The organism is Pseudomonas pichavaramensis (assembly GCF_050473265.1).
Classification (GTDB): Bacteria; Pseudomonadota; Gammaproteobacteria; order Pseudomonadales; family Pseudomonadaceae; genus Aquipseudomonas.
The window spans coordinates 139,483-163,098 of sequence record NZ_JBJKFJ010000011.1 but is presented as its reverse complement, the minus strand read 5'-3'; the positions used below and the strand labels follow the sequence as shown (position 1 = coordinate 163,098).

The 23,616-nt window shown below is 64.6% G+C and carries 21 protein-coding genes; 15 read left to right on the top strand and 6 right to left on the bottom strand.

Annotated elements, in window-relative coordinates; translation table 11 throughout:
• Positions 1-37: 37 nt before the first annotated feature.
• The 3 genes from ACJRW5_RS18455 to ACJRW5_RS18445 form a co-directional block, all read right to left on the bottom strand.
• Positions 38-1,003, bottom strand: coding sequence for a hypothetical protein (locus ACJRW5_RS18455; protein ID WP_484571947.1), 966 nt, complete (start codon positions 1,001-1,003; stop codon positions 38-40).
• Positions 1,004-1,079: 76 nt separating this feature from the next.
• Positions 1,080-1,571 (bottom strand): N-acetyltransferase family protein, encoded by a 492-nt coding sequence (locus tag ACJRW5_RS18450; protein WP_484571984.1) that lies wholly within the window; start codon positions 1,569-1,571, stop codon positions 1,080-1,082.
• An 11-nt stretch (positions 1,572-1,582) separates the two neighbouring features.
• Positions 1,583-2,125 carry a gamma carbonic anhydrase family protein gene (locus tag ACJRW5_RS18445; protein ID WP_484571946.1) on the bottom strand — a complete coding sequence of 181 codons (543 nt, stop codon included), beginning with the start codon at positions 2,123-2,125 and terminating at the stop codon, positions 1,583-1,585.
• Positions 2,126-2,257: 132 nt separating this feature from the next.
• Between ACJRW5_RS18445 and prlC the strand changes: the two genes are divergently transcribed.
• The 3 genes from prlC to ACJRW5_RS18430 are packed head-to-tail and all read left to right on the top strand — an operon-like array spanning position 2,258 to position 5,354.
• The gene (gene prlC, locus ACJRW5_RS18440; protein WP_484571945.1) at positions 2,258-4,306 is read left to right on the top strand and encodes an oligopeptidase A; all 2,049 of its coding nucleotides are present in this window, start codon (positions 2,258-2,260) and stop codon (positions 4,304-4,306) included.
• Positions 4,303-4,575, top strand: coding sequence for a YheV family putative zinc ribbon protein (locus ACJRW5_RS18435; RefSeq protein ID WP_484571944.1), 273 nt, complete (start codon positions 4,303-4,305; stop codon positions 4,573-4,575). The genes prlC and ACJRW5_RS18435 overlap by 4 nt, the downstream gene beginning before the upstream one ends.
• 5 nt (positions 4,576-4,580) lie before the next feature.
• Positions 4,581-5,354: a DUF1835 domain-containing protein gene (locus tag ACJRW5_RS18430; protein WP_484571943.1), complete on the top strand. Its 774-nt coding sequence runs from the start codon at positions 4,581-4,583 to the stop codon at positions 5,352-5,354.
• 18 nt (positions 5,355-5,372) lie between these two features.
• Here the strand turns inward: ACJRW5_RS18430 and ACJRW5_RS18425 are convergent, their stop codons facing one another.
• Positions 5,373-6,164 carry an AraC family transcriptional regulator gene (locus ACJRW5_RS18425; protein ID WP_484571942.1) on the bottom strand — a complete coding sequence of 264 codons (792 nt, stop codon included), beginning with the start codon at positions 6,162-6,164 and terminating at the stop codon, positions 5,373-5,375.
• An 82-nt stretch (positions 6,165-6,246) separates the two neighbouring features.
• Here ACJRW5_RS18425 and ACJRW5_RS18420 point away from each other — a divergent pair, with 82 nt between their 5' ends.
• The 11 genes from ACJRW5_RS18420 (at position 6,247) to ACJRW5_RS18370 (ending at position 18,988) form a co-directional block, all read left to right on the top strand.
• The gene (locus tag ACJRW5_RS18420) at positions 6,247-7,233 is read left to right on the top strand and encodes a bile acid:sodium symporter family protein (RefSeq protein WP_484571941.1); all 987 of its coding nucleotides are present in this window, start codon (positions 6,247-6,249) and stop codon (positions 7,231-7,233) included.
• Between the two features lie 67 nt (positions 7,234-7,300).
• Positions 7,301-8,362 carry a PA0069 family radical SAM protein gene (locus tag ACJRW5_RS18415; protein WP_484571940.1) on the top strand — a complete coding sequence of 354 codons (1,062 nt, stop codon included), beginning with the start codon at positions 7,301-7,303 and terminating at the stop codon, positions 8,360-8,362.
• Between the two features lie 62 nt (positions 8,363-8,424).
• Positions 8,425-9,330, top strand: a complete 906-nt coding sequence (locus ACJRW5_RS18410) for an AraC family transcriptional regulator (protein ID WP_484571939.1) — start codon at positions 8,425-8,427, stop codon at positions 9,328-9,330.
• 227 nt (positions 9,331-9,557) lie between these two features.
• Entirely contained in the window at positions 9,558-10,868 is a 1,311-nt protein-coding gene (locus ACJRW5_RS18405) for an ABC transporter substrate-binding protein (protein WP_484571938.1), read from the top strand.
• Between the two features lie 174 nt (positions 10,869-11,042).
• The gene (locus ACJRW5_RS18400) at positions 11,043-11,969 is read left to right on the top strand and encodes a carbohydrate ABC transporter permease (RefSeq protein ID WP_484571937.1); all 927 of its coding nucleotides are present in this window, start codon (positions 11,043-11,045) and stop codon (positions 11,967-11,969) included.
• 10 nt (positions 11,970-11,979) lie between these two features.
• On the top strand, positions 11,980-12,813 hold the full coding sequence (locus ACJRW5_RS18395) for a carbohydrate ABC transporter permease (RefSeq protein WP_484571936.1): 834 nt from the start codon (positions 11,980-11,982) through the stop codon (positions 12,811-12,813).
• Between the two features lie 12 nt (positions 12,814-12,825).
• Complete coding sequence (locus tag ACJRW5_RS18390) at positions 12,826-13,935, top strand: ABC transporter ATP-binding protein (protein WP_484571935.1); 1,110 nt, start codon at positions 12,826-12,828, stop codon at positions 13,933-13,935.
• Positions 13,936-13,962: 27 nt separating this feature from the next.
• Complete coding sequence (locus ACJRW5_RS18385; RefSeq protein WP_484571934.1) at positions 13,963-15,438, top strand: mannitol dehydrogenase family protein; 1,476 nt, start codon at positions 13,963-13,965, stop codon at positions 15,436-15,438.
• Positions 15,439-15,441: 3 nt separating this feature from the next.
• Positions 15,442-16,941, top strand: a complete 1,500-nt coding sequence (xylB, locus tag ACJRW5_RS18380; RefSeq protein ID WP_484571933.1) for a xylulokinase — start codon at positions 15,442-15,444, stop codon at positions 16,939-16,941.
• Positions 16,942-17,129: 188 nt separating this feature from the next.
• A complete protein-coding gene (locus ACJRW5_RS18375; protein WP_484571932.1) occupies positions 17,130-18,083 on the top strand; it encodes a carbohydrate kinase family protein in 954 nt (317 codons plus the stop codon).
• Between the two features lie 176 nt (positions 18,084-18,259).
• Complete coding sequence (locus ACJRW5_RS18370) at positions 18,260-18,988, top strand: carbonic anhydrase (RefSeq protein ID WP_484571931.1); 729 nt, start codon at positions 18,260-18,262, stop codon at positions 18,986-18,988.
• Positions 18,989-19,238: 250 nt separating this feature from the next.
• On the opposite strand, the gene oadA is transcribed toward ACJRW5_RS18370, so the two are convergent.
• Together oadA and ACJRW5_RS18360 are read right to left on the bottom strand one after the other, a co-directional pair.
• The gene (oadA, locus tag ACJRW5_RS18365; protein WP_484571930.1) at positions 19,239-21,047 is read right to left on the bottom strand and encodes a sodium-extruding oxaloacetate decarboxylase subunit alpha; all 1,809 of its coding nucleotides are present in this window, start codon (positions 21,045-21,047) and stop codon (positions 19,239-19,241) included.
• 8 nt (positions 21,048-21,055) lie between these two features.
• On the bottom strand, positions 21,056-22,471 hold the full coding sequence (locus ACJRW5_RS18360; protein WP_484571929.1) for an acetyl-CoA carboxylase biotin carboxylase subunit: 1,416 nt from the start codon (positions 22,469-22,471) through the stop codon (positions 21,056-21,058).
• 154 nt (positions 22,472-22,625) lie between these two features.
• Between ACJRW5_RS18360 and ACJRW5_RS18355 the strand changes: the two genes are divergently transcribed.
• Positions 22,626-23,600 carry a LysR family transcriptional regulator gene (locus tag ACJRW5_RS18355; protein WP_484571928.1) on the top strand — a complete coding sequence of 325 codons (975 nt, stop codon included), beginning with the start codon at positions 22,626-22,628 and terminating at the stop codon, positions 23,598-23,600.
• The last annotated feature ends 16 nt before the right edge of the window (positions 23,601-23,616 follow it).

The window sequence follows — 23,616 nt, the reverse complement described above, 5'->3', positions numbered from 1 at the left end:
TGCTCCAGCGAATAGCGCTCCCCTTCGCCCGAACGCCTCAGGCGGCCTGCGGCCGATAACCCCAGCGCAGGCCGAGCAGGGTCAGCGGCCAGAACAGCCCCAGTTGCAACAGGCCGAAAACCACCAGTGCGATCAGCAGCCAGAACACCGCTCCGGCCAGGATCAGCTGTTGCATCAGCGCAATGACCAGCACGGCGTAGAAGCCATAGAGCAGCAGGGTCAGCGCAACGGCCAGCAGCAGACGCCCGAGGTTGAAGCCCCTGACCCGCTCAGGCAGGGCACGCCGCGCCGCGCCATAGCAGACCAGTGCCAATAACCCGGCATTGGCCAGCACGATCGGCTGATTCCACACGCCACCGCCGTAGTCCACGCCGAACATATCGAGCAGCTGCAACACCTGACCCGTCAGCTTCACATTCACCACCAGCAACACGCCGGCAAAGCACAGCGCCAGGGTGCTGCCACTTACCCGACGGACCGGCACCGCCCCGCTCGCTTTCGGCGCCAGCAGATGCAGGCTCAGGTACAGCGGCAGAACGATCTCCACGACAAACTGCAGCAGGCCGAACAGCACCAGAAGCAGCGGGCCAGCCAGCTGGCCTTCACCCCAGATGTCGACGTTTTCGAATAGCCAGAAGAAACCAAAGCGGTAGACCAGCGCCATCGCGATGTACATCAGCAGGCTGCCAAGGCCGTAAGCCAGCAGCAGCCTGCGCCGGTTCAGGCCATCCCCCAGGCCATGGCGCTGCAGATATGACTGGGCCAGACAGAACGTGCACAGGGCTACCGCCAGCAGATGCCCGGCCCACCAGCCCAGGGTCTCCGGCAGGTAGTAGAGCGCGGTGGAAAATCCTGCCTGGCTGAACAGCGCCTCCTCAAGCAAACCGCACAGCAGCACCCCCCCGGCCACCAACAGGGCGACGTTCATCATGGCGCGCGGCAATGTCTCCGGGGAGTCCGGGGCGGCACATTCAGGTGTCGCCAGCGGGCTGGCTGCAAGCATGGGGGCAATCCTTTACGGTCAATCATGGAACCGGCAAGGATACCCATCCACTGCGCCACTGGCGTTGAAACAGCGCTCAGGCAAGGTTCAGCGAGCGGAACATCACATAGCAATCCACCAGCCCCAGCCGCGCATGGCGGTAGGCCTTGGGCAGGGTACCGACGATGGCAAAACCGTGCTTCTGCCACAGCGCCACGGCCACCTCGTTGCTCGCCACCACGCTATTGAACTGCATGGCGCTGAAGCCAAGCTCGCGGCCGATCTGCAGCGAGTGGCGGCACAGGGCGCTGGCCACGCCCTTGCCGCGTGCCGCCGGGGCGGTCATGTAACCGCAGTTGCACACGTGGTCGCCGGGGCCGGCGGCGTTGGCCTTGATGTAGTAAGTGCCGAGAATCTGCCCGCCTTGCTCGGCGACGAAGGTAGCGCGCGGTAGCTCGACCCAGGTTTTCCAGGCCATCTCGCGATCCATGGCCGGGTCGTAGGCGTAAGTTTCCTGCGCCTGCACCACGTCACGGATGATCGGCCAGACCTGGTCGAAATCGGCGGCCTCGATGGGACGGATAGTCAGCTCGGTGGTGCTCACAGGTGGTAACCCTCGACCAGGTGCAGATCCTTGAGTTTCACGTAGTTGCCCGCCGTGTAGCTGAAGAAGCTGCGCTCCTTGTCGGTCAGCGGGCGCGCCTGTTTCACCGGGCTGCCGACGTAGAGGAAGCCACTCTCCAGGCGCTTGCCCGGCGGCACCAGGGAGCCGGCGCCGATGATCACTTCGTCTTCGACCACCGCACCGTCCATGACGATGCTGCCCATGCCGACCAGAATGCGGTTGCCCAGGGTGCAACCGTGCAGGGTGACCTTGTGCCCGACGGTGACTTCATCTCCGATGATCAGCGGATAGCCATCCGGGTTGAACGGGCCGGCGTGGGTGATGTGCAGCACGCTACCGTCCTGCACGCTGCTGCGCGCGCCGATGCGGATCTGGTGCATGTCGCCACGGATTACGGTCAGCGGCCAGACCGAGCTGTCATCACCGATTTCAACGTCGCCCAGCACCACGGCACTGGCATCGACAAATACCCGTTCACCGAGTTGCGGGGTGAATTGCTGGTAGCTGCGAATCGCCACGATAGAAATCTCCAAAGCTGCGGGAAAGCTTGATTGTAATTAAGATGAACCCCATGTCGGTGGTTATGACGTGCGGATTATTTCCGCGACCCTGCGTCCCACCCAATCTCCACTCGTTACAGGTGCCTCGCCGTGACCGCGACCAATCCCCTGCTGCAAGACTTCGACCTGCCGCCCTACTCGCAGATCAAACCCGAGCATGTCGAGCCGGCCATTGAGCAGATTCTGGCCGACAGCCGCGCCGCCATCGCCCAGCTGCTCGAAGCGCAGCAGGCCAACCCGAGCTGGGACGGCCTGGTGCTGGCACTGGACGAACTGGGCGCGCGCCTGGGCCAGGCGTGGAGCCCGGTGAGCCACCTCAACGCGGTGTGCAACAGCCCCGAGCTGCGTGCCGCCTATGAAGCCTGCCTACCCAAGCTGTCGGAATACTGGACCGAAATGGGCCAGAACAAGCCGCTGTTCCAGGCCTATGAAGCGCTGGCGCAAAGCCCCGAGGCCGCCGGTTTCGACGTGGCGCAGAAGACCATCCTCGAACACGCCCTGCGCGATTTCCGCCTGTCCGGCATCGACCTGCCGGCCGAGCAGCAGAAGCGCTACGGCGAAATCCAGATGCGCCTGTCCGAGCTGACCAGCAAGTTCTCCAACCAGCTGCTCGATGCCACCCAGGCCTGGACCAAACACGTCACCGACGAAAAGGTACTGAGCGGCCTGACCGATTCAGCCAAGGCACAGATGCAGCAGACAGCGCAGGCCAAGGGCCTCGACGGCTGGCTGATCACCCTGGAATTCCCCAGCTACTACGCGGTGATGACCTACGCCGACGACCGCGCCCTGCGCGAAGAGGTGTACGCCGCCTACTGCACCCGCGCCTCCGATCAGGGGCCGAATGCCGGACACAACGACAACGGCCCGCTGATGGCCGAGATTCTCGACCTGCGTCAGGAGCTGGCCGCCCTGCTCGGCTTCGCCAACTACAGCGAGCTGAGCCTGGCCAGCAAGATGGCCGACAGCACCGAGCAGGTGCTGAGTTTCCTACGTGATCTGGCCGTGCGCAGCAAACCCTTCGCCGAGCAGGACCTGGCCGAACTCAAGGCCTTCACCGCCGAGCAGGGCCTGGACGGCCTGCACAGCTGGGACGTCGGCTACTACAGCGAGAAGCTGCGCCAGCAGCGCTACAGCCTGTCGCAGGAAGAAGTACGCGCCTGGTTCCCGGTGGACAAGGTGCTCAGCGGCCTGTTCGCCATCGTCGAGAAGCTCTACGGCATCCAGATCAAGGAACTCAGCGGCTTCGACAGCTGGCACCCGGACGTGCGCCTGTTCGAGATCAGCGAAAACGGCGAGCACGTCGGGCGCTTCTTCTTCGACCTCTACGCCCGCGCCAACAAGCGCGGCGGCGCCTGGATGGACGGTGCCCGCGACAAGCGCCGCGATGCCCACGGCAAGCTGATCGCCCCGGTAGCCAACCTGGTGTGCAACTTCACCCCGGCCGCACCGGGCAAACCGGCGCTGCTGACCCACGATGAAGTCACCACCCTGTTCCACGAATTCGGCCACGGCCTGCACCACCTGCTGACCCGCGTCGAACACGCCGGCGCCTCGGGCATCAACGGCGTGGCCTGGGATGCGGTCGAGCTGCCGAGCCAGTTCATGGAAAACTGGTGCTGGGAGCCGGAAGGCCTGGCGCTGATCTCCGGCCACTATGAAAGCGGCGAGGCGCTGCCGCAGGCCATGCTCGACAAGATGCTGGCGGCGAAGAACTTCCAGTCCGGGCTGATGATGGTGCGCCAGCTGGAGTTCTCCCTGTTCGACTTCGAGCTGCACGCCACTCATGGCGACGGCCGCGATGTGCAGCAGGTGATCGAGGCGATCCGCAGCGAGGTCTCAGTGCTGCGTCCGCCGGCCTACAACCGCTTCGCCAACGGCTTCGCGCACATCTTCGCCGGCGGCTACGCGGCCGGTTACTACAGCTACAAATGGGCCGAGGTGCTCAGCGCCGACGCCTTCTCCAAGTTCGAGGAAGACGGCGTGCTCAACGCCGACACCGGCCGCGCCTTCCGCGAAGCCATTCTCGCCCGTGGCGGCTCGCAGGCGCCGATGGTGCTGTTCGTCGACTTCCGCGGCCGTGAGCCGAGCATCGATGCCCTGCTGCGTCACCTCGGCCTGAGCCAGGAGGCGGCATGAGCAACATCACCCCGAAGCGCTTTATCGCCGGCGCCGTGTGCCCGGCGTGCAGCGAGCCCGACAGCATCAAGATGTGGAACGAGGACGACGTGCCGCACCGCGAATGCGTCAAGTGCGGCTACGCCGACACCCTCGACGCCCGCGGCAACTCGGTGCCCAAGGAACTGCCGACCCGGGTCAACATCAGCGGCCTGAAACCCAAGGCCGACGCGGGTGTGCAGGCGGTGCAGTTCTTCCCCAATCCGAAGCTGAAAAAAGACAAGGACTGACCCCAGTGTGGCATCTGGTCTGCGGTGACAACGCCGTCGCCGGCGTCAGCCAGGTCATTGGCGCAGAGGCGGCGACGGGGTTGCGCGTACTGCGCGACGATCTCGCGGTCGGCCCGCTGGCTGATGTGGCAACGCCGCCGTGCAGCGCCCGCGCGGCGTTCTGGAGCGCGGTCTGGCCACAGGCGGTAACGCCCGTGCCGGACTTCGCCACGGGCCTGGCCGAGGATGCACGCTGGCTCGCCGGGTTGGCGCAGCAAAGTCGCCCCGTCACGGTCTGGCATGGCGACAGCTGCAGCGAACAACTGCTGCTGGCGCGCGTGGCGCATGCCCTGCACGGCAGTGCGGTCGAGCTGTGGGAAGTGCCCTGCGGCAGTGGCGACAGCCGGGTGCAGAGCCGTATGGCGGTGGCCATGCACAGGCCCGAGGCGCTGGCGCAGGTCGCCACGCCGCGCCGGCTCGATGCCCAGCGCCAGGCGGCTCTGGCCGCGCAGTGGCAGGCGCTGTTGGCCGATCCGCAGCCGCTGCGACGTTGGCAAGCCGGCGTGTTCAGCAGCGAGGACTATCAGGCGCTCGACCGCATCCTGCTGGAGCAGGCCGGTGCGCAAGCGCAGCCACTGGCACGGCTGATGGCCGAGGTCATGGCGCGCAGCGATGGCTTCTTCGCCACCGATTTCCTGGTCTTCTGGCGCGCCCGCGAACTGGCCGCCGCCGGTCAGTTACGCCTCAGCGGCGAGCCCGGCGAACATGGTTATCGAGGCCTGCAGGTACAGCGCCGCTGACCTGCCGATGACGCGCCACTACTCGCGGAAAAACTCCCCCGGCGTCGCACCGAACTGCTGACGAAAGGCAGCGATAAAGGCCGAGGTCGAGTCGTAACCACAGGCCAGCGCCACATCGGTAACCCGCACGCCACGCTGCAGCGGCTCCAGCGCGTGCAGCAGGCGCAGGCGCTGACGCCAGGCACGGAAGGTCAGGCCGGTTTCACGTAGAAACAGGCGGCTGAGAGTCTTTTCCGAAGCGCCCAGCGCCTGACTCCATTGAGTCAGATTGCGGCTATCGTCAGGCTGGCCCTGCAGGGCCCGGCACAGGCGCAAAAGTCGCGCATCCTGCGGCAGCGGCAAGGACAATCCTACCTCCTGCGCCGCGCGCAGTTGATCCAGCAGCACCTGGGCCAGGCGACCATCGGCGCCTTGCTGGTCGTACTCCACCGGCAGTTCGCAGAAACGTCTGATCAGCTCACGACTGAGGTTGTCGATGGCCAACACGCGGCAGCGCGCAGGAGCCCAGGTGCTGACGGTGCAGTCGATGTACAGGCTGCGCATCTCGGTACCGGGCGAGCTGACCACTTCATGTTCCAGATCCGCCGGAATCCAGATCGCCCGCTGCGGCGGCGCGACGAAGCTGCCTGCTGCGCTGTGCACATGCAGCACGCCCTGCAAGGCATAGGACAGCTGCACCCAGGGATGGCTGTGGCGTGGCGTGCTGACCGCCCGCGCCAGCGACTCGGTACGGGCATAGAGCGGTCGCGGCAGGCTGGGCAGGCGCGGCACCGCGCGTTCGGGAAGCGTGTTTTGTCCGTTAGACGACATTATCTGGCCTGATGGCGTTAGTCGGTCGATGCGACTCAGGCTAGAGTGCGCGGGCTAGTCTGACAATAACCGGATATCGATCATGGCCCGCTCACGCCTGCTGCCCGACAACTTCACCCTGACCCTGCTCGCCGTGGTGCTCACGGCCACCCTGCTGCCTGCCAGCGGGCAGGTCGCCACGATCTTCGAGTGGATCACCAACCTGGCCATCGGCCTGCTGTTCTTCATGCACGGCGCCAAACTGTCGCGCCAGGCGATCGTCGCCGGTGCCGGGCACTGGCGCCTGCACCTGCTGGTATTTTCCTGCACCTTCATTCTCTTCCCGCTGCTCGGCCTGGCACTGCGCCCCGCACTGGAGCCACTGCTGGGCACCGAGCTGTTCATGGGCATGCTCTACCTCTGCGCCTTGCCGGCTACCGTACAGTCGGCCATCGCTTTCACCTCGCTGGCACGCGGCAACATCCCGGCCGCGATTTGCAGCGCGGCGGCATCCAGCCTGCTGGGTATCTTCGTCACGCCGATCCTGGTGGCCATGCTGATGGGCGTGCAGGGCGAACACGGCTCGACCCTCGACGCCATCGGCAAGATCAGCCTGCAGCTTCTGCTGCCATTCGTGCTCGGCCAGATCGCCCAGCGCTGGATCGGCGGCTGGGTCACGCAGAACAAGAACTGGCTGAAGTACGTCGACCAGAGCTCGATCCTGCTGGTGGTCTACACCGCCTTCAGCGCCGCAGTGATCGGCGGTCTGTGGCAGCAAGTGCCGCTGACCACCCTGCTGGCGGTGATCTTCGCCTGCTGCGTACTGCTGGCCCTGGCCCTGCTGCTCACCCATCTGCTCGGTAAATGGCTGGGCTTCAGTCTGGAAGATCGCATCACCATCCTCTTCTGCGGTTCGAAGAAGAGCCTGGCCACCGGCGTGCCCATGGCCCAGGTGCTGTTCGCCGGCAGTGCCATCGGCGTGCTGATCCTGCCGCTGATGCTGTTCCATCAGATCCAGCTGATGGTCTGCGCGATGCTGGCGCAGCGTTACGCCAAGCGTGAGGACAGCCCGCAAGCCGCAGCGGTCTGACGATAGAAGGCACTTGCTCGGGCGCCAGATAACTGTATTTTTATACAGTACATTTTGGAGCCCGAGCATGTCCCTCAACCTGCCGCCACGTGGTCGTGGCACCGCCAGCAATCCGCACAACCGTTATGCGCCGACCCGCTCGGAGCAGCAGGACGACGGCTGGTATCAGGACGCCACGCCGCACAGCCGCGCCACCGAGGTGCGCAAGGAGCTGGCAAAGACGGCGATCACCCGCAACAACTCGCCGGATGTCGGCTTCGACCGTTCGGTGAATCCCTATCGTGGCTGCGAGCACGGCTGTATCTACTGCTTCGCGCGGCCCAGCCATGCCTACTGGGACATGTCGCCGGGCATCGACTTCGAAACCCGCCTGATCGCCAAGACCAATCTGGCCGAGCGCCTGGAAGAACAGTTGCAGAAGCCTGGCTACGAGCCGCAACCCATCGCCCTGGGCATCAACACCGACGCCTACCAGCCCATCGAGCGCGAGCAGCGTCTGACGCGCCAGGCGCTGGAAATTCTGCTGCGCTACAAGCATCCGCTGAGCATCATCACCAAGGGCTCGCTGATCCTGCGTGACCTCGACCTGCTCAGCGAGCTGGCCAGCCACAATCTGGTCAGCGTGGCCTTCAGCCTGACCACCCTGGACGACGAGCTCAAGCGCATCATGGAACCGCGTACCGCCGCGCCGGCCGCACGCCTGCGCGCCATGCGCACGCTGCATGAAGCCGGGGTGCCGGTGAGCGTGATGTGCGCGCCGATGATTCCGATGATCAACGACATGGAGCTGGAAGCGCTGCTCGAGGCCGCAGCCGATGCCGGCGCGCGCTCGGCCGGCTATGTGCTGCTGCGCCTGCCGCTGGAGATCGCCGATCTGTTCGAGGAATGGTTGCAGGTGCACTTCCCCGAGCGCGCCGCGCATGTGATGAGCCTGATCCGCCAGAGCCGCGGCGGCAAAACCTATGACAGCCGCTTCGGCAGCCGCATGCGCGGCGAAGGGCAGTTCGCCGAGCTGCTGGCCCAGCGCTTTCGCCTGGCGCGGCGCAGGTTCGGCCTGGACCAGCGCGAACGCGTGGTGCTGGACTGTTCGCAGTTTTGCCCGCCCGGTGCGCAATTGAGCCTGCTCTGACTTGGCAACACGGGGCGATATGTTAAAACGGGTGCGACCCGAAGCATCGACTGGCGCAGCCCATGACCCGTACATCCCGCGTAGCCGACCCGTCCTACGAACTGATGGACGACCATGAAGGCCATTCGCTGATCTACCGTCAGCACGGCTTTCCTTCACCGCTGGTGCGCTGGCATTTCCACAAGGAATACGAGCTGCACCTGATCGTCGCCAGCTCGGGTAAGGTGTTCATCGGCGACTACATCGGCAACTTCTCCGCCAACACCCTGTTTCTCACCGGCCCGGGCCTGCCGCACAACTGGATCAGCCAGGTGGCCGACGGCGAGGTGGTGGAAACCCGCGACATGCTGGTCAACTTCACCGACGAGGTGCTGGAAAGCGGCACCGCGGTATTCGCCGAGCTCAAGACCCTGCAGCCGCTGCTCGCGCGCGCGCAGTTCGGCATCGAATTCCGTGACCCGCAGGTGATACGCGAGGCCGCTGTGTTGCTGCGCAAGATCGCGGACAGCCAGGGCATCACCCGCCTGGGGCACTTCTTTATCCTCATGGAGCTGCTGGCCGGCAGCGAGGATTACCAGTTGCTCTCCGCCGTGACCGCCTCGGCGCTGGGCGACGAGCAGCATGTCGAGCGCATCAACCGCGCGGTGGACTACATCTTCCAGCACTACGCGCAGGGCATCAGCCAGGACGAGGTCGCCGACTACCTGGGCATGACCACGACCTATTTCTCGCGTTTCTTCAAGCAGGCCACCGGGCGTGGCTTCGTCGAGTTCGTCAATCGCCTGCGGGTGAGCAAGTCCTGCGAACTGCTGAGCCACAGCGACAAGCCGGTCACCGAGGTGTGCTTCGAATCCGGCTTCAGCAACATCTCCAACTTCAACCGCCGCTTCCAGCAGCTCAAGGGCATGACGCCATCGGGCTATCGCAAGCTGGCAGTGCAGCGCCTGACCGAGCAAAACCTGTACTGAATCGGCCACAAGCTGCCTGCCCCACCCATGCCAGAAAGCCTTTTCCAGAGCGCTCTCTGCGCAGACACGGCCATTTGCCTTCACACTTTCAGTGCAAAAAAGTATCGATCGCTGTGCGCTCAAGGATTTGTCCGAGCCCGCTTGCGAAGGTGTAATCCGGCCCGAGCGAAACAAAAACAATAACGTTCTTCCATCGCTGTAATGGCGTGGAAGAGGAGTTCACAGACATGAACAACTCGATCAAGGCCATTGCGGCCGTCTCTTGCCTTTCCCTCTCCCTGGTCGCCCAGGGCGCTGAAACCCTGACCATCGCCACGGTCAATAACAGCGACATGATCCGCATGCAGCGGCTGGCGAAAACCTTCGAAGAACAGAACCCGGACATCCAGCTCAAGTGGGTGGTGCTCGAAGAGAATGTGCTGCGCCAGCGCCTGACCACCGACATCGCCACCCAGGGCGGCCAGTTCGACGTGCTCACCATCGGCATGTACGAAGCCGCATTGTGGGGCGAAAAGGGCTGGCTGGAGCCAATGACCGAGTTGCCGGCCGACTACAACCTCGATGACGTATTCCCCTCGGTACGCGAAGGCTTGTCGGCCAAGGGCACGCTGTATGCCCTGCCGTTCTACGCCGAAGCCTCGATCACCTACTACCGCAAGGACCTGTTCGAGCAGGCAGGCCTGGAAATGCCCGAGCAGCCGACCTGGGAGCAGATCGCCGAATTCGCCGGCAAGCTGCATCAGCCGGACAAAGGCGTCTATGGCCTGTGCCTGCGCGGCAAGGCCGGCTGGGGCGAGAACATGGCGCTGATCACCACCCTGGCCAACGCCTTCGGTGCGCGCTGGTTCGATGAGCAATGGCAGCCGGAATTTACCGGCAGCGAGTGGAAGAACGCGCTGAACTTCTATGTCGACAACATGAAGAAGTACGGCCCGCCGGGCGCCTCCAGCAACGGTTTCAACGAGAACCTGGCACTGTTCAACAGCGGCAAGTGCGCGCAATGGGTCGACGCCAGCGTGGCCGGCTCGTTCGTCACCGATGAATCGCAGAGCAAGGTCGCCAATTCGGTCGGCTTCACCTTCGCGCCGACTCAGGTCACTGACAAGGGCGCCTCCTGGCTGTATTCCTGGGCGCTGGCCATTCCTACCAGCTCCAAGTCCAAGGACGCCGCCAAGACCTTCAGCGCCTGGGCCACCTCGCAGGCTTACGCCAAGCTGGTAGCCGACACCGACGGCGTGGCCAACGTGCCGCCGGGCACTCGCGCCTCGACCTACAGCGATGCCTACATGCAGGCGGCGCCGTTCGCCAAGGTCACCCTCGACTCGCTGAAGAAGGCCGACCCGGCCAACCCCAGCGCCAAGCCGGTGCCTTACGTGGGCATCCAGTTGGTGACCATTCCCGAGTTCCAGGCCATCGGCACCAGTGTCGGCAAACTGTTCGCCGCCGCGCTGACCGGCCAGATGCAACCGGAACAGGCGCTGCAGGCGGCGCAGCAGAGCACGGCGCGGGAAATGAAGCGCGCCGGCTACCCGAAGTAACGCCTCCGGGATCGCTCCCACGCTTTGCGTGGGAGCGTATGTGAGGACGCTCCGCGTCCACTGGCTCGGTGCCACGGGGCGCGGAGCGCCCCAGGGTGCACTTCTACGCCGACGCCTCGACGTGGGAACGATCAGCCAACGTAGTCCGCCGCAGAACCGTCTTTCGGAGACACAATGAACACAGTCGACACCCCTGCTGCACAGATCAGCACGCATGGCGGGCGCAAGCCCCGGCGTCTGGCGCCCGGCTGGTTCCTGGTCAGCCCGTCGGTGCTTCTGCTGCTGATCTGGATGCTCGTGCCGCTGGGCATGACCCTCTATTTCTCGCTGATCCGCTACAACCTGCTGTACCCCGGCGAAAACGATTTCGTCGGTCTGGAAAACTTCGAATACTTCGTCACCGACGCCGCCTTCCTCTCCGGCGCCGGCAATACCGTGCTGCTGGTCGGCAGCGTGCTGTTGATCAGCGTGGTGCTTGGCGTGCTGATCTCCGCCCTGCTGGAGGCCAGCGAGTTCTTCGGCCGCGGCATCGTGCGGGTGCTGCTGATCTCGCCGTTCTTCATCATGCCCACGGTCAGCGCGCTGCTGTGGAAAAACCTGATTTTTCATCCGGTATCGGGGATTCTCGCCGCCATCTGGCAGTTCTTCGGCGCCCAGCCGGTGGACTGGCTGGCGCACTATCCGCTGCTGTCGATCATCATGATCGTCTCCTGGCAGTGGCTGCCGTTCGCCATCCTCATCCTGATGACCGCCATGCAGTCGCTGGACCAGGAGCAGAAGGAAGCCGCGCGCCTCGACGGCGCCGGGCCCATCGCCATCTTCTGGCACCTGACCCTGCCGCATCTGGCGCGGCCGATTGCCGTGGTGGTGATGATCGAAACCATCTTCCTGCTCTCGGTGTTCGCCGAGATCTACACCACCACCAGCGGCGGCCCCGGCTACGAGTCGACCAACCTCGCCTACCTGATCTACAACCAGGCGCTGCTGCAGTTCGACGTAGGCATGGCCTCGGCCGGCGGGCTGATCGCGGTGGTCATCGCCAATATCGCCGCCATCGTGCTGATCCGCATGATCGGCAAGAACCTGACCGACAAGCAGTGAGGCCCCGGACATGCTGACTCTCAAGCAATCGCGCCGCCTGCACAGCGTACTGATCGGCACCCTGTCCTGGCTGATCGCCGCGGTGATCTTCTTCCCCATCCTGTGGATGGTGATGACCAGCCTGAAGACCGAGATCGACGCCTTCGCCACGCCGCCGCAGTTCCTCTTCATGCCGACGCTGGAGAACTACCTGCACATCAACGAACGCAGCGACTACTTCGCCTTCGCCTGGAACTCGGTGCTGATCTCCGTCTCCGCCACCCTGCTGTGCATGCTCCTGGCAGTGCCAGCGGCTTACTCCATGGCCTTCTTCGAGACCAAGCGCACCAAGGCCACGCTGCTGTGGATGCTGTCGACCAAGATGCTGCCGCCGGTTGGCGTGCTGGTGCCGATCTACCTGCTGGCCAAGCAGTTCGGCCTGCTCGACTCGCGCCTGGCGCTGATCATCATCTACACCCTGATCAACCTGCCGATCCTGGTATGGATGGTGTACACCTACTTCAAGGACATCCCCGTGGACATCCTCGAAGCCGCGCGCCTGGACGGCGCCACCACCTGGCAGGAGATCGTCCGCGTGCTGCTGCCGATCGCCCGCGGCGGCCTCGCCTCGACCATGCTGCTGTCGCTGATCCTGTGTTGGAACGAGGCGTTCTGGTCGCTCAACCTGACCAGCTCCGCCGCCGCCCCGTTGACCGCCCTGGTGGCCTCCTACTCCAGCCCCGAGGGCCTGTTCTGGGCCAAGCTGTCCGCCGTCTCGACCCTGGCCTGCGCGCCCATCCTGATCTTCGGCTGGATCAGCCAAAAACAACTGGTACGCGGCCTGTCCTTCGGCGCCGTCAAATAAGAGGTTTATGTCATGGCTGATCTGAAGATCCGCAACCTGAAAAAAGGCTTCGATGGCACGGCGATCATCAAGGGCATCGACCTGGACATCCGCGACCGCGAGTTCGTGGTGTTCGTCGGCCCCTCCGGCTGTGGCAAGTCCACCCTGCTGCGCCTGATCGCTGGGCTCGAGGAAGTGTCCAGCGGCCACATCGAACTCGACGGCAAGGACATCACCGATGTCGCCCCGGCGCGCCGCGACCTGGCCATGGTGTTCCAGACCTACGCCCTGTATCCGCACATGACCGTGCGCAAGAACCTCTCCTTCGCCCTCGACCTGGCCCGCGTGGGCAAGCAGGAAGTCGAGGAGAAGGTGGCCAATGCCGCGCGCATCCTGCAACTGGAGGCGCTGCTCGAGCGCAAGCCCAAGCAGCTCTCCGGCGGCCAGCGTCAGCGCGTGGCCATCGGCCGCGCCATCGTGCGCAACCCGAAGATCTTCCTGTTCGACGAGCCGCTGTCCAACCTCGACGCCGCCCTGCGCGTACAGACCCGTCTGGAGCTGGCGCGCCTGCACCAGGACCTGCAGGCGACCATGATCTATGTCACCCACGATCAGGTCGAAGCCATGACCCTGGCCGACAAGGTGGTGGTGCTCAATGGCGGCCGTGTCGAGCAGGTCGGTTCGCCGCTGGAGCTGTATCACCACCCGGCCAACCTGTTCGTCGCCGGCTTCCTCGGCACACCGAAGATGGGCTTTCTGCGCGGCACGCTGCAACAGGCCGGTGCCGACAGCTGCGAGGTGCAGCTCGAATGCGGCACACGCCTGAACATGCCGCTGTCGGCAGGCGGTCTTGCCGTCGGCAGCAGCGTGACCCTCGGCGTGCGCCCCGAGCACCTCAACGTGGTCAACGGCACGGACGCGACAGGACGCCTGCAGGTGAAGGCCGATGTCAGCGAACGCCTGGGCAGCGACACCTTCTGCCACGTGCGCTGCAGCTCGGGCGAGATGCTCACGGTGCGCGTGCGCGGCGACTTCGCGCCGCACTATGGCGACGCCCTGACCCTGGATTTCGACCCGGCGCACTGTCACCTCTTCGACGCCGATGGCCACGCCGTCGCCAAACCCATGCAGCAGGCCGCCTGACCCAGGCTCCAACACGGGATTTACCAGATGAAACTCAATCGCCAGCAGCTCTCCCAGCTTGGCGGCGCCGTCGCGCTGCCCAGCTACACCCCGGACATGCTCCGCAGTGGCATCGTCCATATCGGCGTCGGCGGCTTTCACCGTGCCCACCAGGCGGTCTACACCGACGCCCTGATGAACCAGGGCCTGGCGCTGGACTGGGGCATCTGCGGGGTTGGCGTACGCGCTGAAGACCGCGCCATGCGTGACGCCCTGGCGGGCCAGGACTATCTCTATACCCTGGTCGAACTGGGCGACGAGCCTAAACTGCCGGTGCGGGTGATCGGCGCCATCACCGACATGCTGCTGGTCGAGGACTCGCCGCAGGCGCTGATCGACAAGCTGGCCGACCCGGCGATTCGCATCGTCTCGCTGACCATCACCGAAGGCGGCTACTGCATCGACGACAGCAGCGGTGAATTTCTCGCCGAGCTGCCGGCCATCCAGCATGATCTGCGCCACCCCGAGGCGCCGCGCAGTGTCTTCGGCCTGCTCTGCGCCGCCCTGAGCAAGCGCCGCGCGGCCGGCATTCCGGCCTTCACCCTGATGTCCTGCGATAACCTGCCGCACAACGGCGCGGTCACACGCAAGGCGCTGCTGGCCTACGCCCACCTGGCCGACCATGAGTTGGCGGCCTGGATCGACAGCCACGTGTCGTTCCCCAACGCCATGGTCGACCGCATCACACCGATGACCAGCGCCGCCCACCGCCAGCAACTGGCCGAGCAGCATGGCGTCGACGACGCTTGGCCGGTGGTCTGCGAGCCATTCGTGCAGTGGGTGCTGGAAGACAAGTTCGTCAGCGGCCGCCCGGCCTGGGAAGAAGTCGGCGTGCAGTTCACCGACGACGTCACGCCCTACGAGGAAATGAAAATCAAGCTGCTCAACGGCAGCCACCTGGCGCTGACCTACCTGGGCTTTCTCAAGGGCTATCGCTTCGTCCACGAGACCATGAACGACCCGCAGCTGCGTCAGTACGTGCGCACCTTCATGGACCTCGACGTCACCCCGCAACTGGCCCCGGTGCCGGGCATCGACCTGAGCACCTACAAGGACACGCTGATCGAACGCTTCTCCAACCAGGCCATCGCCGACCAGCTGGAGCGCGTCTGCTCGGATGGTTCGTCGAAGTTTCCCAAGTTCATCGTGCCCACCCTCAACCGCCTGATCGAGGATGGCCGGCCGCTGGAGCGCGCGGCACTGGTGGTTGCGGCCTGGGCGTTGTACCTCAAGGGCGTCGACGAAAACGGCGCGCGCTACCGCATTCCCGATCCACGCGCCGAGTTCTGCCAGGCGCTGGTGGCCGATGACGACAAGGTGCGCGAGCGGGTACTGGGCGTCGAGGCGATATTCGGCACTGCCATTCCACAATCGGCAGCCTTCGTCGCCGCCTTCGAGCTCTGTTACGACAGCCTGCGCAAGCTCGGCGTGACCCGTACCCTGCAGACCCTGCTGGGTGACTGAGCCATGTACCTCGGCATCGATTGCGGCACCCAGGGCACCAAGGCCCTGGTGCTGGACACAGGCAGCGGCCAGGTGCTCGGCGCCGGCAGCGCCAGCCATAGCCTGCAAAGCGCCGCCAATGGCCGCCGCGAGCAGCAACCGCAGCAGTGGCTGGACGCTTTCGAGCAGGCCACCCGCCAGGCGCTGCAGGCCGCCGGTATCAGTGGCGAGCAGATTCTCGGCATCGGCGTTTCCGGCCAACAGCATGGCCTGGTGTTGCTCGACGAACAGGGCCAAGTGCTGCGCCCGGCCAAGCTCTGGTGCGACACCGAATCGACTCCCGAGAACCAGCGCCTGCTCGACCATCTCGGTGGCGAGGCCGGCTCGCTGCAGCGCCTGGGCGTGGCCATCGCGCCCGGCTACACGGTATCCAAGCTGCTCTGGACCAAAGAGCAGCACCCTGATGTATTCGCCCGCATCGCGCACATCCTGCTGCCGCACGACTACCTCAACTACTGGCTCACCGGGCGCGCTTGCAGCGAGTATGGCGATGCCTCCGGCACGGGCTATTTCGATGTGCGCACACGCAGTTGGGACCATGCATTGCTGGACTTCATTGACCCCAGCGGGCGCCTGCAGCGCGCGCTGCCGGAATTGATCGAGGCGGATCAACCCGTGGGGCGCATCCGCCCGCAGCTCGCCCGGCAACTGGGGCTAAACCCGCAGGCCCTGGTCGCCAGCGGCGGCGGCGACAACATGATGGGCGCCATCGGTACCGGCAATATCCGCCCCGGCGCGATCACCATGAGCCTGGGCACCTCCGGCACGCTTTACGCCTACAGCGAGCAACCGACCATCAGCCCGCATGCGCAGGTGGCGACCTTCTGCTCGTCGAGCGGCGGCTGGCTGCCGCTGATCTGCACCATGAATCTGACCAGCTCCAGCGGGCTGATCCAACAGTTGCTGGAGCTGGATATGCACAGCTTCGCCACGCTGGTCGAGCAGGCGCCGATTGGCGCCGAAGGATTGTTGCTGCTGCCGTTCTTCAATGGCGAACGGGTGCCGGCGCTGCCAACCGCACGCGCCAGTCTGCTGGGCATGGACAGCGGCAACCTGACCCGCGCCAACCTCTGCCGGGCCGTGGTCGAGGGCACCAGCTTCGGCCTGCGCTATGGTCTCGACCTGCTCCGGGCCAGCGGCCTGCAGAGCGAAACCATCCGCCTGATCGGCGGCGCGGCGAAGAGCCCGATGTGGCGCCAGGTGATCGCCGACATCATGGGCACGCCGCTGGTCTGTCCGCAGCACACCGAGGCCGCCGCCCTGGGCGCAGCGATCCAGGCGGCCTGGTGCCTGACACCTGGCGACGATCGCCAGGCGCAGCTGGCCGCACTGTGCGAGCGCTGCGTGCAGCTCGACACCAGCACCCATACCCAGCCGGATGCCGCGCGCACGGCGCAGTACGAGGCGGTCTATCAACGCTATCGTGAGCAGGTCAGCCGGCTTGCCGACGGTAATCCGCAGTGAAAGCCGCGCTGACGATGAACGCCGCTTTGCAAAACGGCTTTTCGTAGGAGCCCCGCTCCGGGGCGAAGCTTTTCCAGTGCGCGTCGCCCAGGTTCGCGGCGGGGCGCCGCTCCTACAGCTCGGTGCAGCGGGACTTGAATGCGGCAGGTGGTGTTTAGATGTGCCCTTGAATCGATACGGAGATACCTATGTACCTGGTCTGTGGCGAAGCGCTGTTCGATGTGTTCATCCAGAACGACGGCGCGCGCAGTAACGAGCTGGCCTTCAAGGCCATCGCCGGCGGCTCGCCGTTCAATGTGGCGCTCGGTTTGCGCCGTATGGGCACCGAGGCCGCGCTGTTCACCGGCATGTCCTCGGACAGCCTCGGCCAGCGCCTGCGCCAGGTGCTGAGCGACGAGGGCGTCAGCGATGCCTACCTGGTCGCCAGCGATGCACCGACCACCCTGGCGATGGTCGGCCTGGACGCCGACGGCTCGCCGCAATACTCCTTCCGTGGCGAGGGCTGCGCCGACCGCCAGTTGCGCCTGGAGCATCTGCCAGAGCTGGATGCGCGGGTGCGTGGCCTGCACCTTGGCTCCTTCTCGCTGGTGGTGGAGCCGGTGGCCAGTACGCTGCTGGCGCTGGTAGAGCGCGAACGCGAACAACGCCTGATCAGCCTCGACCCCAACGTGCGCCTCGGCCCGGCGCCGGATATCGCACGCTGGCGCGAGCGGGTGGAAACCTTTGCCAGCCATGCACACCTGATCAAGGTCAGCGAAGAGGATCTGCAACTGCTCTACCCCGAGCGCGACCCGCAGCAGGTTGCCGCCGGCTGGCTCAACGAGCGCTGCCAGCTGGTGTTCCTCACCCACGGTAGCAAGGGCGCCAGCGTGCACAGCCGTCACGGCCACTGGTCGGCACCGGCGGTCGAGGTGCACACGCGCGATACCGTCGGCGCCGGAGACACCTTCCAGGCGGCCCTGCTCAGCTACCTGGCACGCCACGATCTGGACACACCCAAGGCACTGGGAATGCTCAGCCGCGAAGCGATCAACGACATGCTGCGCCTGGCCATCGAGGCCGCCGCGCTGACCTGCTCGCGGGTCGGCCCCGACCTGCCCTATCTGCACGAGCTGGACCGTCATCACCTCACCGCCCGCTAGACGCAAGCCCCGGCGAATGCGAACCGCTGCGTGCCCATTGCCGACACTGGCCATCGATTGCCAAGACCTACCGGTTGTCGCGTCGCCTGCCGCAAGCGAAACTTGACGTGTGACTCGCACAGCGCAGCGGCTGTCGTTCTAGCAGCGTATTTTCAGATAACAAAGAGGTTCAGGGCATGCCTTACAAACATCAGGTGATTCCGCTTCAGGCCCACGAGGGCAACGAGACGGCCGACCAGGCGCTGCAAAGCATCGTCAGTGGCTTCAAGCGCTTTCGCAACGAGGTGTTCCCGCAGCAGGAAGAGCTGTTCAAGAAGCTCGCCACCGCCCAGAACCCACGCGCCATGTTCATCACCTGCGCCGACTCGCGCGTGGTGCCGGAACTGATCACCCAAAGCTCGCCCGGCGACCTGTTCGTCAACCGCAACGTCGGTAACGTGGTGCCGGCCTACGGGCAGATGATGGGCGGCGTTTCCACCGCCATCGAATACGCGGTGATGGCTCTGGGTGTGCAGCACATCATCGTCTGCGGCCACTCCGACTGCGGCGCGATGAAGGCAGTACTCAACCCGGCATCGCTGGAAAGCATGCCCACGGTAAAAGCCTGGCTGCGCCATGCCGAGGTCGCCCGCAGCGTGGTGGCGGAGAACTGCAACTGCAGCAACAACCAGGAAGCCCTGGAAGTGCTCACCGAAGAGAACGTGGTGGCGCAGCTCAACCACCTGTGCACCCACCCCTCGGTGGCGGCCAAGCTGGCGCGCGGCCAGCTATTCATTCACGGCTGGGTGTATGACATCGAAACCAGCCAGATCAAGGCCTACGACGCCGAGCTGGGCAGCTTCCTGCCGCTCGACGGTGACAAGGTGCCGATGGCCACGCCGCGCGCCCGTTTTCCACAGGCCTGAAAAAACCGGCCGGAGCGAACCGCTCCGGCCAGTTGAAGGGAAAAGGCCATGCCCCGCGCAAGCGGTGCTGATCGCCCGCGCTGTGCTTGCGCACCTGGGGCATGACCAGAGAACTGCAGTAAAAAAAGGAGCCTTGCGGCTCCCGGGTCTCAAACCCTGGGCGCCTCATGCGAGGCGCCAACGAATAAAAAAGGAGCCCGGGTTACGCCCCGTCAAACTTGCCCATCCAACAGGCCGGGCTCCATAGAGGTTAACCTTCGATTTCCACCAGTACTTCGCCCGGATTGACGCGGTCGCCCTTGGCCACGTGAACGGCCTTGACCTTGCCGGCAATCGGCGCCTGCACTTCGGTTTCCATCTTCATTGCTTCGGTGATCAGTACCGCCTGACCGGCCTTGACCGTGTCACCTTCCTTGACCAGTACATCGACGATGTTGCCCGGCATGGTGGTGGACACGTCGCCCGGTGCAGCGGCCTGTTTGCGCTTGCCGCCACTGCCGGCGACGAATTCGTTGAGCGGCTCGAACACAACCTCTTCCGGCATGCCGTCGATGGACAGGTAGAAGTGACGCTTGCCGTCGCCCTTGACGCCCACGCCGGTGATGTCCACGCGGTAGCTTTCGCCATGCACGTCGACCACGAACTCGGTCGGCACGCCTTCGCCACCGACCGGCGCTGCACCCTGGCCACTGGGCATGGGCAGCAGCTCTTCGGCCTTGAGGGTGCCGGCTGCGCGCTCCTCAAGGAACTTGCGCCCGATATCGGGGAACATGGCGAAGGTCAGTACGTCCTCTTCGCACGATGCCAGGCTGCCGATCTCTTCACGCAGACGCGCCAGCTCGGGCTTGAGCAGGTCGGCCGGACGCACATCGATCACTTCTTCGCTGCCGATGGCCTGCTTGCGCAGCTGCTCGTCGACCTTGCCCGGCGCCTTGCCATAACGGCCTTGCAGATACAGCTTCACCTCGTTGGTGATGGTCTTGTAGCGCTCGCCGGCCAGCACGTTGAAGAACGCCTGGGTGCCGACGATCTGCGAAGTCGGGGTCACCAGGGGCGGGAAGCCGAGGTCGGCACGCACACGCGGAATCTCTTCCAGCACTTCGTTCATGCGGTTCAGCGCACCCTGTTCCTTAAGCTGGTTGGCCAGGTTGGAAATCATCCCGCCCGGCACCTGGTTGACCTGCACGCGGGTATCCACGCCGGTGAACTCGCTCTCGAACTGGTGGTACTTCTTGCGCACGGCGTGGAAGTACATGCCGATTTCCTGAATCAGCTCCAGGTCCAGGCCGGTGTCGAACTCGCTGCCCTTGAGCGCGGCGACCATCGACTCGGTACCCGGGTGGCTGGTGCCCCAGGCCAGGCTGGAGATGGCGGTGTCGATGTGGTCGGCGCCGGCTTCGATGGCCTTGAGCTGGCACATCGCGCCAAGACCGGCGGTGTCATGGCTGTGGATGAACACCGGCAGATCGACTTCGCTCTTCAGCGCCTTGACCAGCTCGAAGGTGGCGTAGGGGGTCAGCAGACCGGCCATGTCCTTGATCGCGATGGAGTCGATGCCCATCGCCTGCATGGCCTTGGCCTGGGCGACGAAGGCGTCGGTGGTGTGCACCGGGCTGGTGGTGTAGGCGATGGTGCCCTGGGCATGCTTGCCAGCGGCCTTCACGGCCTCGATGGCTACACGCAGGTTACGCACGTCGTTCATTGCATCGAAGATGCGGAACACGTCGATGCCGTTGACCGCAGCCTTGGCGACGAAGGCCTTGACCACGTCATCGCTGTAGTGGCGGTAGCCGAGCAGGTTCTGCCCGCGCAGCAACATCTGCAGACGGGTGTTGGGCAGCGCGGCCTTGAGCTGACGCAGGCGCTCCCACGGGTCTTCCTTGAGGAAGCGCACGCACGAGTCGAACGTCGCGCCGCCCCAGACTTCCAGCGACCAGTAGCCGACGCGGTCGAGCTTGTCGCAGATCGGCAGCATGTCTTCGGTGCGCATGCGCGTGGCCAGCAGCGACTGGTGGGCATCGCGCAGGACGGTATCGGTAACGGTGATCTTCTTGCTCATGATGTCCCCTACAGGCCCGCGTGGGCAGCGATGGCGGTGGCGATGGCGATGGCCAGGTGCGACGGATTGCGCTTGATCGAGTACTGGGTCAGTTCTGGATGGCTTTCGACGAAGCTGGTGTTGAACTGGCCGCTACGGAATTCCGGGTTACGCAGGATTTCCTGGTAATAGGGCGCGGTGGTGCGCACACCCTGCACGCGCATGTCATCCAGCGCACGCAGACCACGATCCATCGCTTCTTCCCAGGTCAGCGCCCAGACGATCAGCTTCAGGCACATCGAGTCGTAATACGGCGGAATCGTATAGCCGGTGTAGATCGCCGTATCGGTACGCACGCCGGGACCGCCAGGTGCGTAGTAACGGGTGATCTTGCCGAACGAGGGCAGAAAGTTGTTCTTCGGGTCCTCGGCGTTGATGCGGAACTGCAGGGCATAACCACGGTGGATGATGTCTTCCTGCTTGACCGACAGGGCCAGGCCCGAGGCGATGCGGATTTGCTCGCGAACGATGTCGATGCCGGTGATTTCCTCGGTGATGGTGTGCTCCACCTGCACCCGGGTGTTCATCTCCATGAAGTACACCTCGCCCTCGGCGAGCAGGAACTCCACGGTACCGGCGTTCTCGTAGCCCACGGCCTGCGCGGCGCGCACGGCCAGGTCGCCGATGTAGGCACGCTGCTCGGGGGTGAGCTGCGGGCTGGGGGCGATCTCGATGAGCTTCTGGTTGCGGCGCTGGATCGAGCAGTCACGCTCGTACAGATGCACGGTGTTGCCAAAGCTATCGGCGAGAATCTGCGCCTCGATGTGCTTCGGATTGACGATGCATTTTTCCAGGAAGACTTCGGCACTGCCGAAAGCCTTGGTCGCCTCGGAAATCACCCGCGGATAGGCCTGCTCGAGGTCTTCGCGACTGTTGCAGCGACGAATGCCGCGACCGCCACCACCGGAAGTGGCCTTGAGCATTACCGGATAACCGATCCGCTCAGCCTCACGCAGGGCCTCGGCCAGGTCAGCGACGTTGCCTTCGGTACCAGGGGTGCAAGGCACACCGGCGGCGATCATGCTGCGACGGGCTTCGGTCTTGTCGCCCATGCGGCGAATGACTTCGGCGCTCGGGCCGATGAACTTGATGCCACGCTCGGCGCAGATCTCGGCCAGCTCAGCGTTCTCGGAGAGGAAACCGTAACCGGGATGTAGTGCATCGCAACCGGTCTCCACCGCCAGATTGACCAGCTTGCGCGGGTTCAGATAACCGGCCAGCGGGTCGTCGCCAATGCTGTGCGCTTCGTCGGCACGCTTGACGTGCAGCGCATGGCGGTCCGCGTCGGAATAGATAGCCACCGAGCGAATGCCCATTTCGGCACAGGCCCGCACGATGCGGACGGCGATCTCGCCACGGTTGGCGATGAGTATTTTTCTTATCACGATCCAATCCTCAGCCTGGAGCTGCAAGGGCCGCTGCAACAGTTCGTTGCAAAGTTGGACAAACCCTATCCGGCTATACGAATTAACCAAAATGAATAATTATTTGATCAGGCATAAGCTATTACTTATGAACGCAACCCAAGAGGTGTGAACCGTGCGTAAGACCCTGCTGCGCATGACCTTGCGTCAGCTCCAGGTGTTCCGCGCCGTGTGCGAGCACGGCTCCTATAGCCGCGCTGCCGACGAAATGGCGCTGACCCAGCCCGCCGTGAGCCTGCAGATTCGCCAGCTCGAAGAGCTGGTCGGTCAGCCGCTGTTCGAATACCTCGGCAAGAAGCTCTACCTGACCGAAGCAGCCGAGGCTCTGCGCCGCGCCAGCAGCGACATATTCGGTCGCCTGGAAAGCCTGGACATGCAGCTGTCGGATCTGCAGGGCTCGCTGCAGGGGCAGCTCAACCTGTGCGTCGAGTCCAGCGCAAAATATTTCATTCCTCACCTGTTCGCCGAATTTCGCCGCCATTACCCGGAAGTAAGCCTCAACCTGACCGTGGTCAACCACGCCCTGGTGGTGCGTCGCCTGACCCTGAGCCGCGACGACCTGATGATCATGAGCCAGGTGCCACAGGACATGGCACTGGACTTCATGCCCTTCCTCAACAACCCGATAATCGCCGTGGTACCACCGGACCATCCATTATGCGAAGCCGACAGCCTGCAACTGCAGGACCTCGCGCCCTACCCCCTGCTGACCCGCGAGAGCGGCTCGGGCACACGCCGTGCTTGCGAGGAGTACTGTCACCAGAAACGCGCGCACTTCCCCAACACCCTGGAGATCGGCTCATTGGAGTCGCAACGCGAAGCCGTACTGGCTGGTCTTGGCGTCGCCTTGCTGCCGCGCCATACCGTACGCCTGGAACTGCAGCTGGGCCTGCTGCGTGAGCTGCCGGTGGTCGAACTGCCGCTACAGCGCAGTTGGTGCGTGGTGAACATCCGGGGTCGTCGCCTGTCACCTGTAGCGCAGGCCTTCGTCGACTTCATCCGCACCGAACGCGCGCATATCGTCAAACTGGCCGAGCGCTTCGAGGGCGGCAACGCAGGATCAGGCAAGAATCTCGCAGGATCGGCCTAACCCTTCTTAACTGTGA

Bases quoted from the DNA above. Each gene is read 5' to 3' on its own strand.
- ACJRW5_RS18415 (WP_484571940.1), top strand. From the start codon at position 7,301: ATGTCCCTCAACCTGCCGCCACGTGGTCGTGGCACCGCCAGCAATCCG.
- ACJRW5_RS18370 (WP_484571931.1), top strand. From the start codon at position 18,260: ATGCCTTACAAACATCAGGTGATTCCGCTTCAGGCCCACGAGGGCAAC.
- ACJRW5_RS18375 (WP_484571932.1), top strand. From the start codon at position 17,130: ATGTACCTGGTCTGTGGCGAAGCGCTGTTCGATGTGTTCATCCAGAAC.
- ACJRW5_RS18420 (WP_484571941.1), top strand. From the start codon at position 6,247: ATGGCCCGCTCACGCCTGCTGCCCGACAACTTCACCCTGACCCTGCTC.
- ACJRW5_RS18390 (WP_484571935.1), top strand. From the start codon at position 12,826: ATGGCTGATCTGAAGATCCGCAACCTGAAAAAAGGCTTCGATGGCACG.
- ACJRW5_RS18435 (WP_484571944.1), top strand. From the start codon at position 4,303: ATGAGCAACATCACCCCGAAGCGCTTTATCGCCGGCGCCGTGTGCCCG.
- ACJRW5_RS18385 (WP_484571934.1), top strand. From the start codon at position 13,963: ATGAAACTCAATCGCCAGCAGCTCTCCCAGCTTGGCGGCGCCGTCGCG.
- oadA (WP_484571930.1), bottom strand. From the start codon at position 21,047: ATGAGCAAGAAGATCACCGTTACCGATACCGTCCTGCGCGATGCCCAC.
- ACJRW5_RS18400 (WP_484571937.1), top strand. From the start codon at position 11,043: ATGAACACAGTCGACACCCCTGCTGCACAGATCAGCACGCATGGCGGG.
- ACJRW5_RS18405 (WP_484571938.1), top strand. From the start codon at position 9,558: ATGAACAACTCGATCAAGGCCATTGCGGCCGTCTCTTGCCTTTCCCTC.
- ACJRW5_RS18410 (WP_484571939.1), top strand. From the start codon at position 8,425: ATGACCCGTACATCCCGCGTAGCCGACCCGTCCTACGAACTGATGGAC.
- xylB (WP_484571933.1), top strand. From the start codon at position 15,442: ATGTACCTCGGCATCGATTGCGGCACCCAGGGCACCAAGGCCCTGGTG.
- ACJRW5_RS18425 (WP_484571942.1), bottom strand. From the start codon at position 6,164: ATGTCGTCTAACGGACAAAACACGCTTCCCGAACGCGCGGTGCCGCGC.
- ACJRW5_RS18395 (WP_484571936.1), top strand. From the start codon at position 11,980: ATGCTGACTCTCAAGCAATCGCGCCGCCTGCACAGCGTACTGATCGGC.
- ACJRW5_RS18455 (WP_484571947.1), bottom strand. From the start codon at position 1,003: ATGCTTGCAGCCAGCCCGCTGGCGACACCTGAATGTGCCGCCCCGGAC.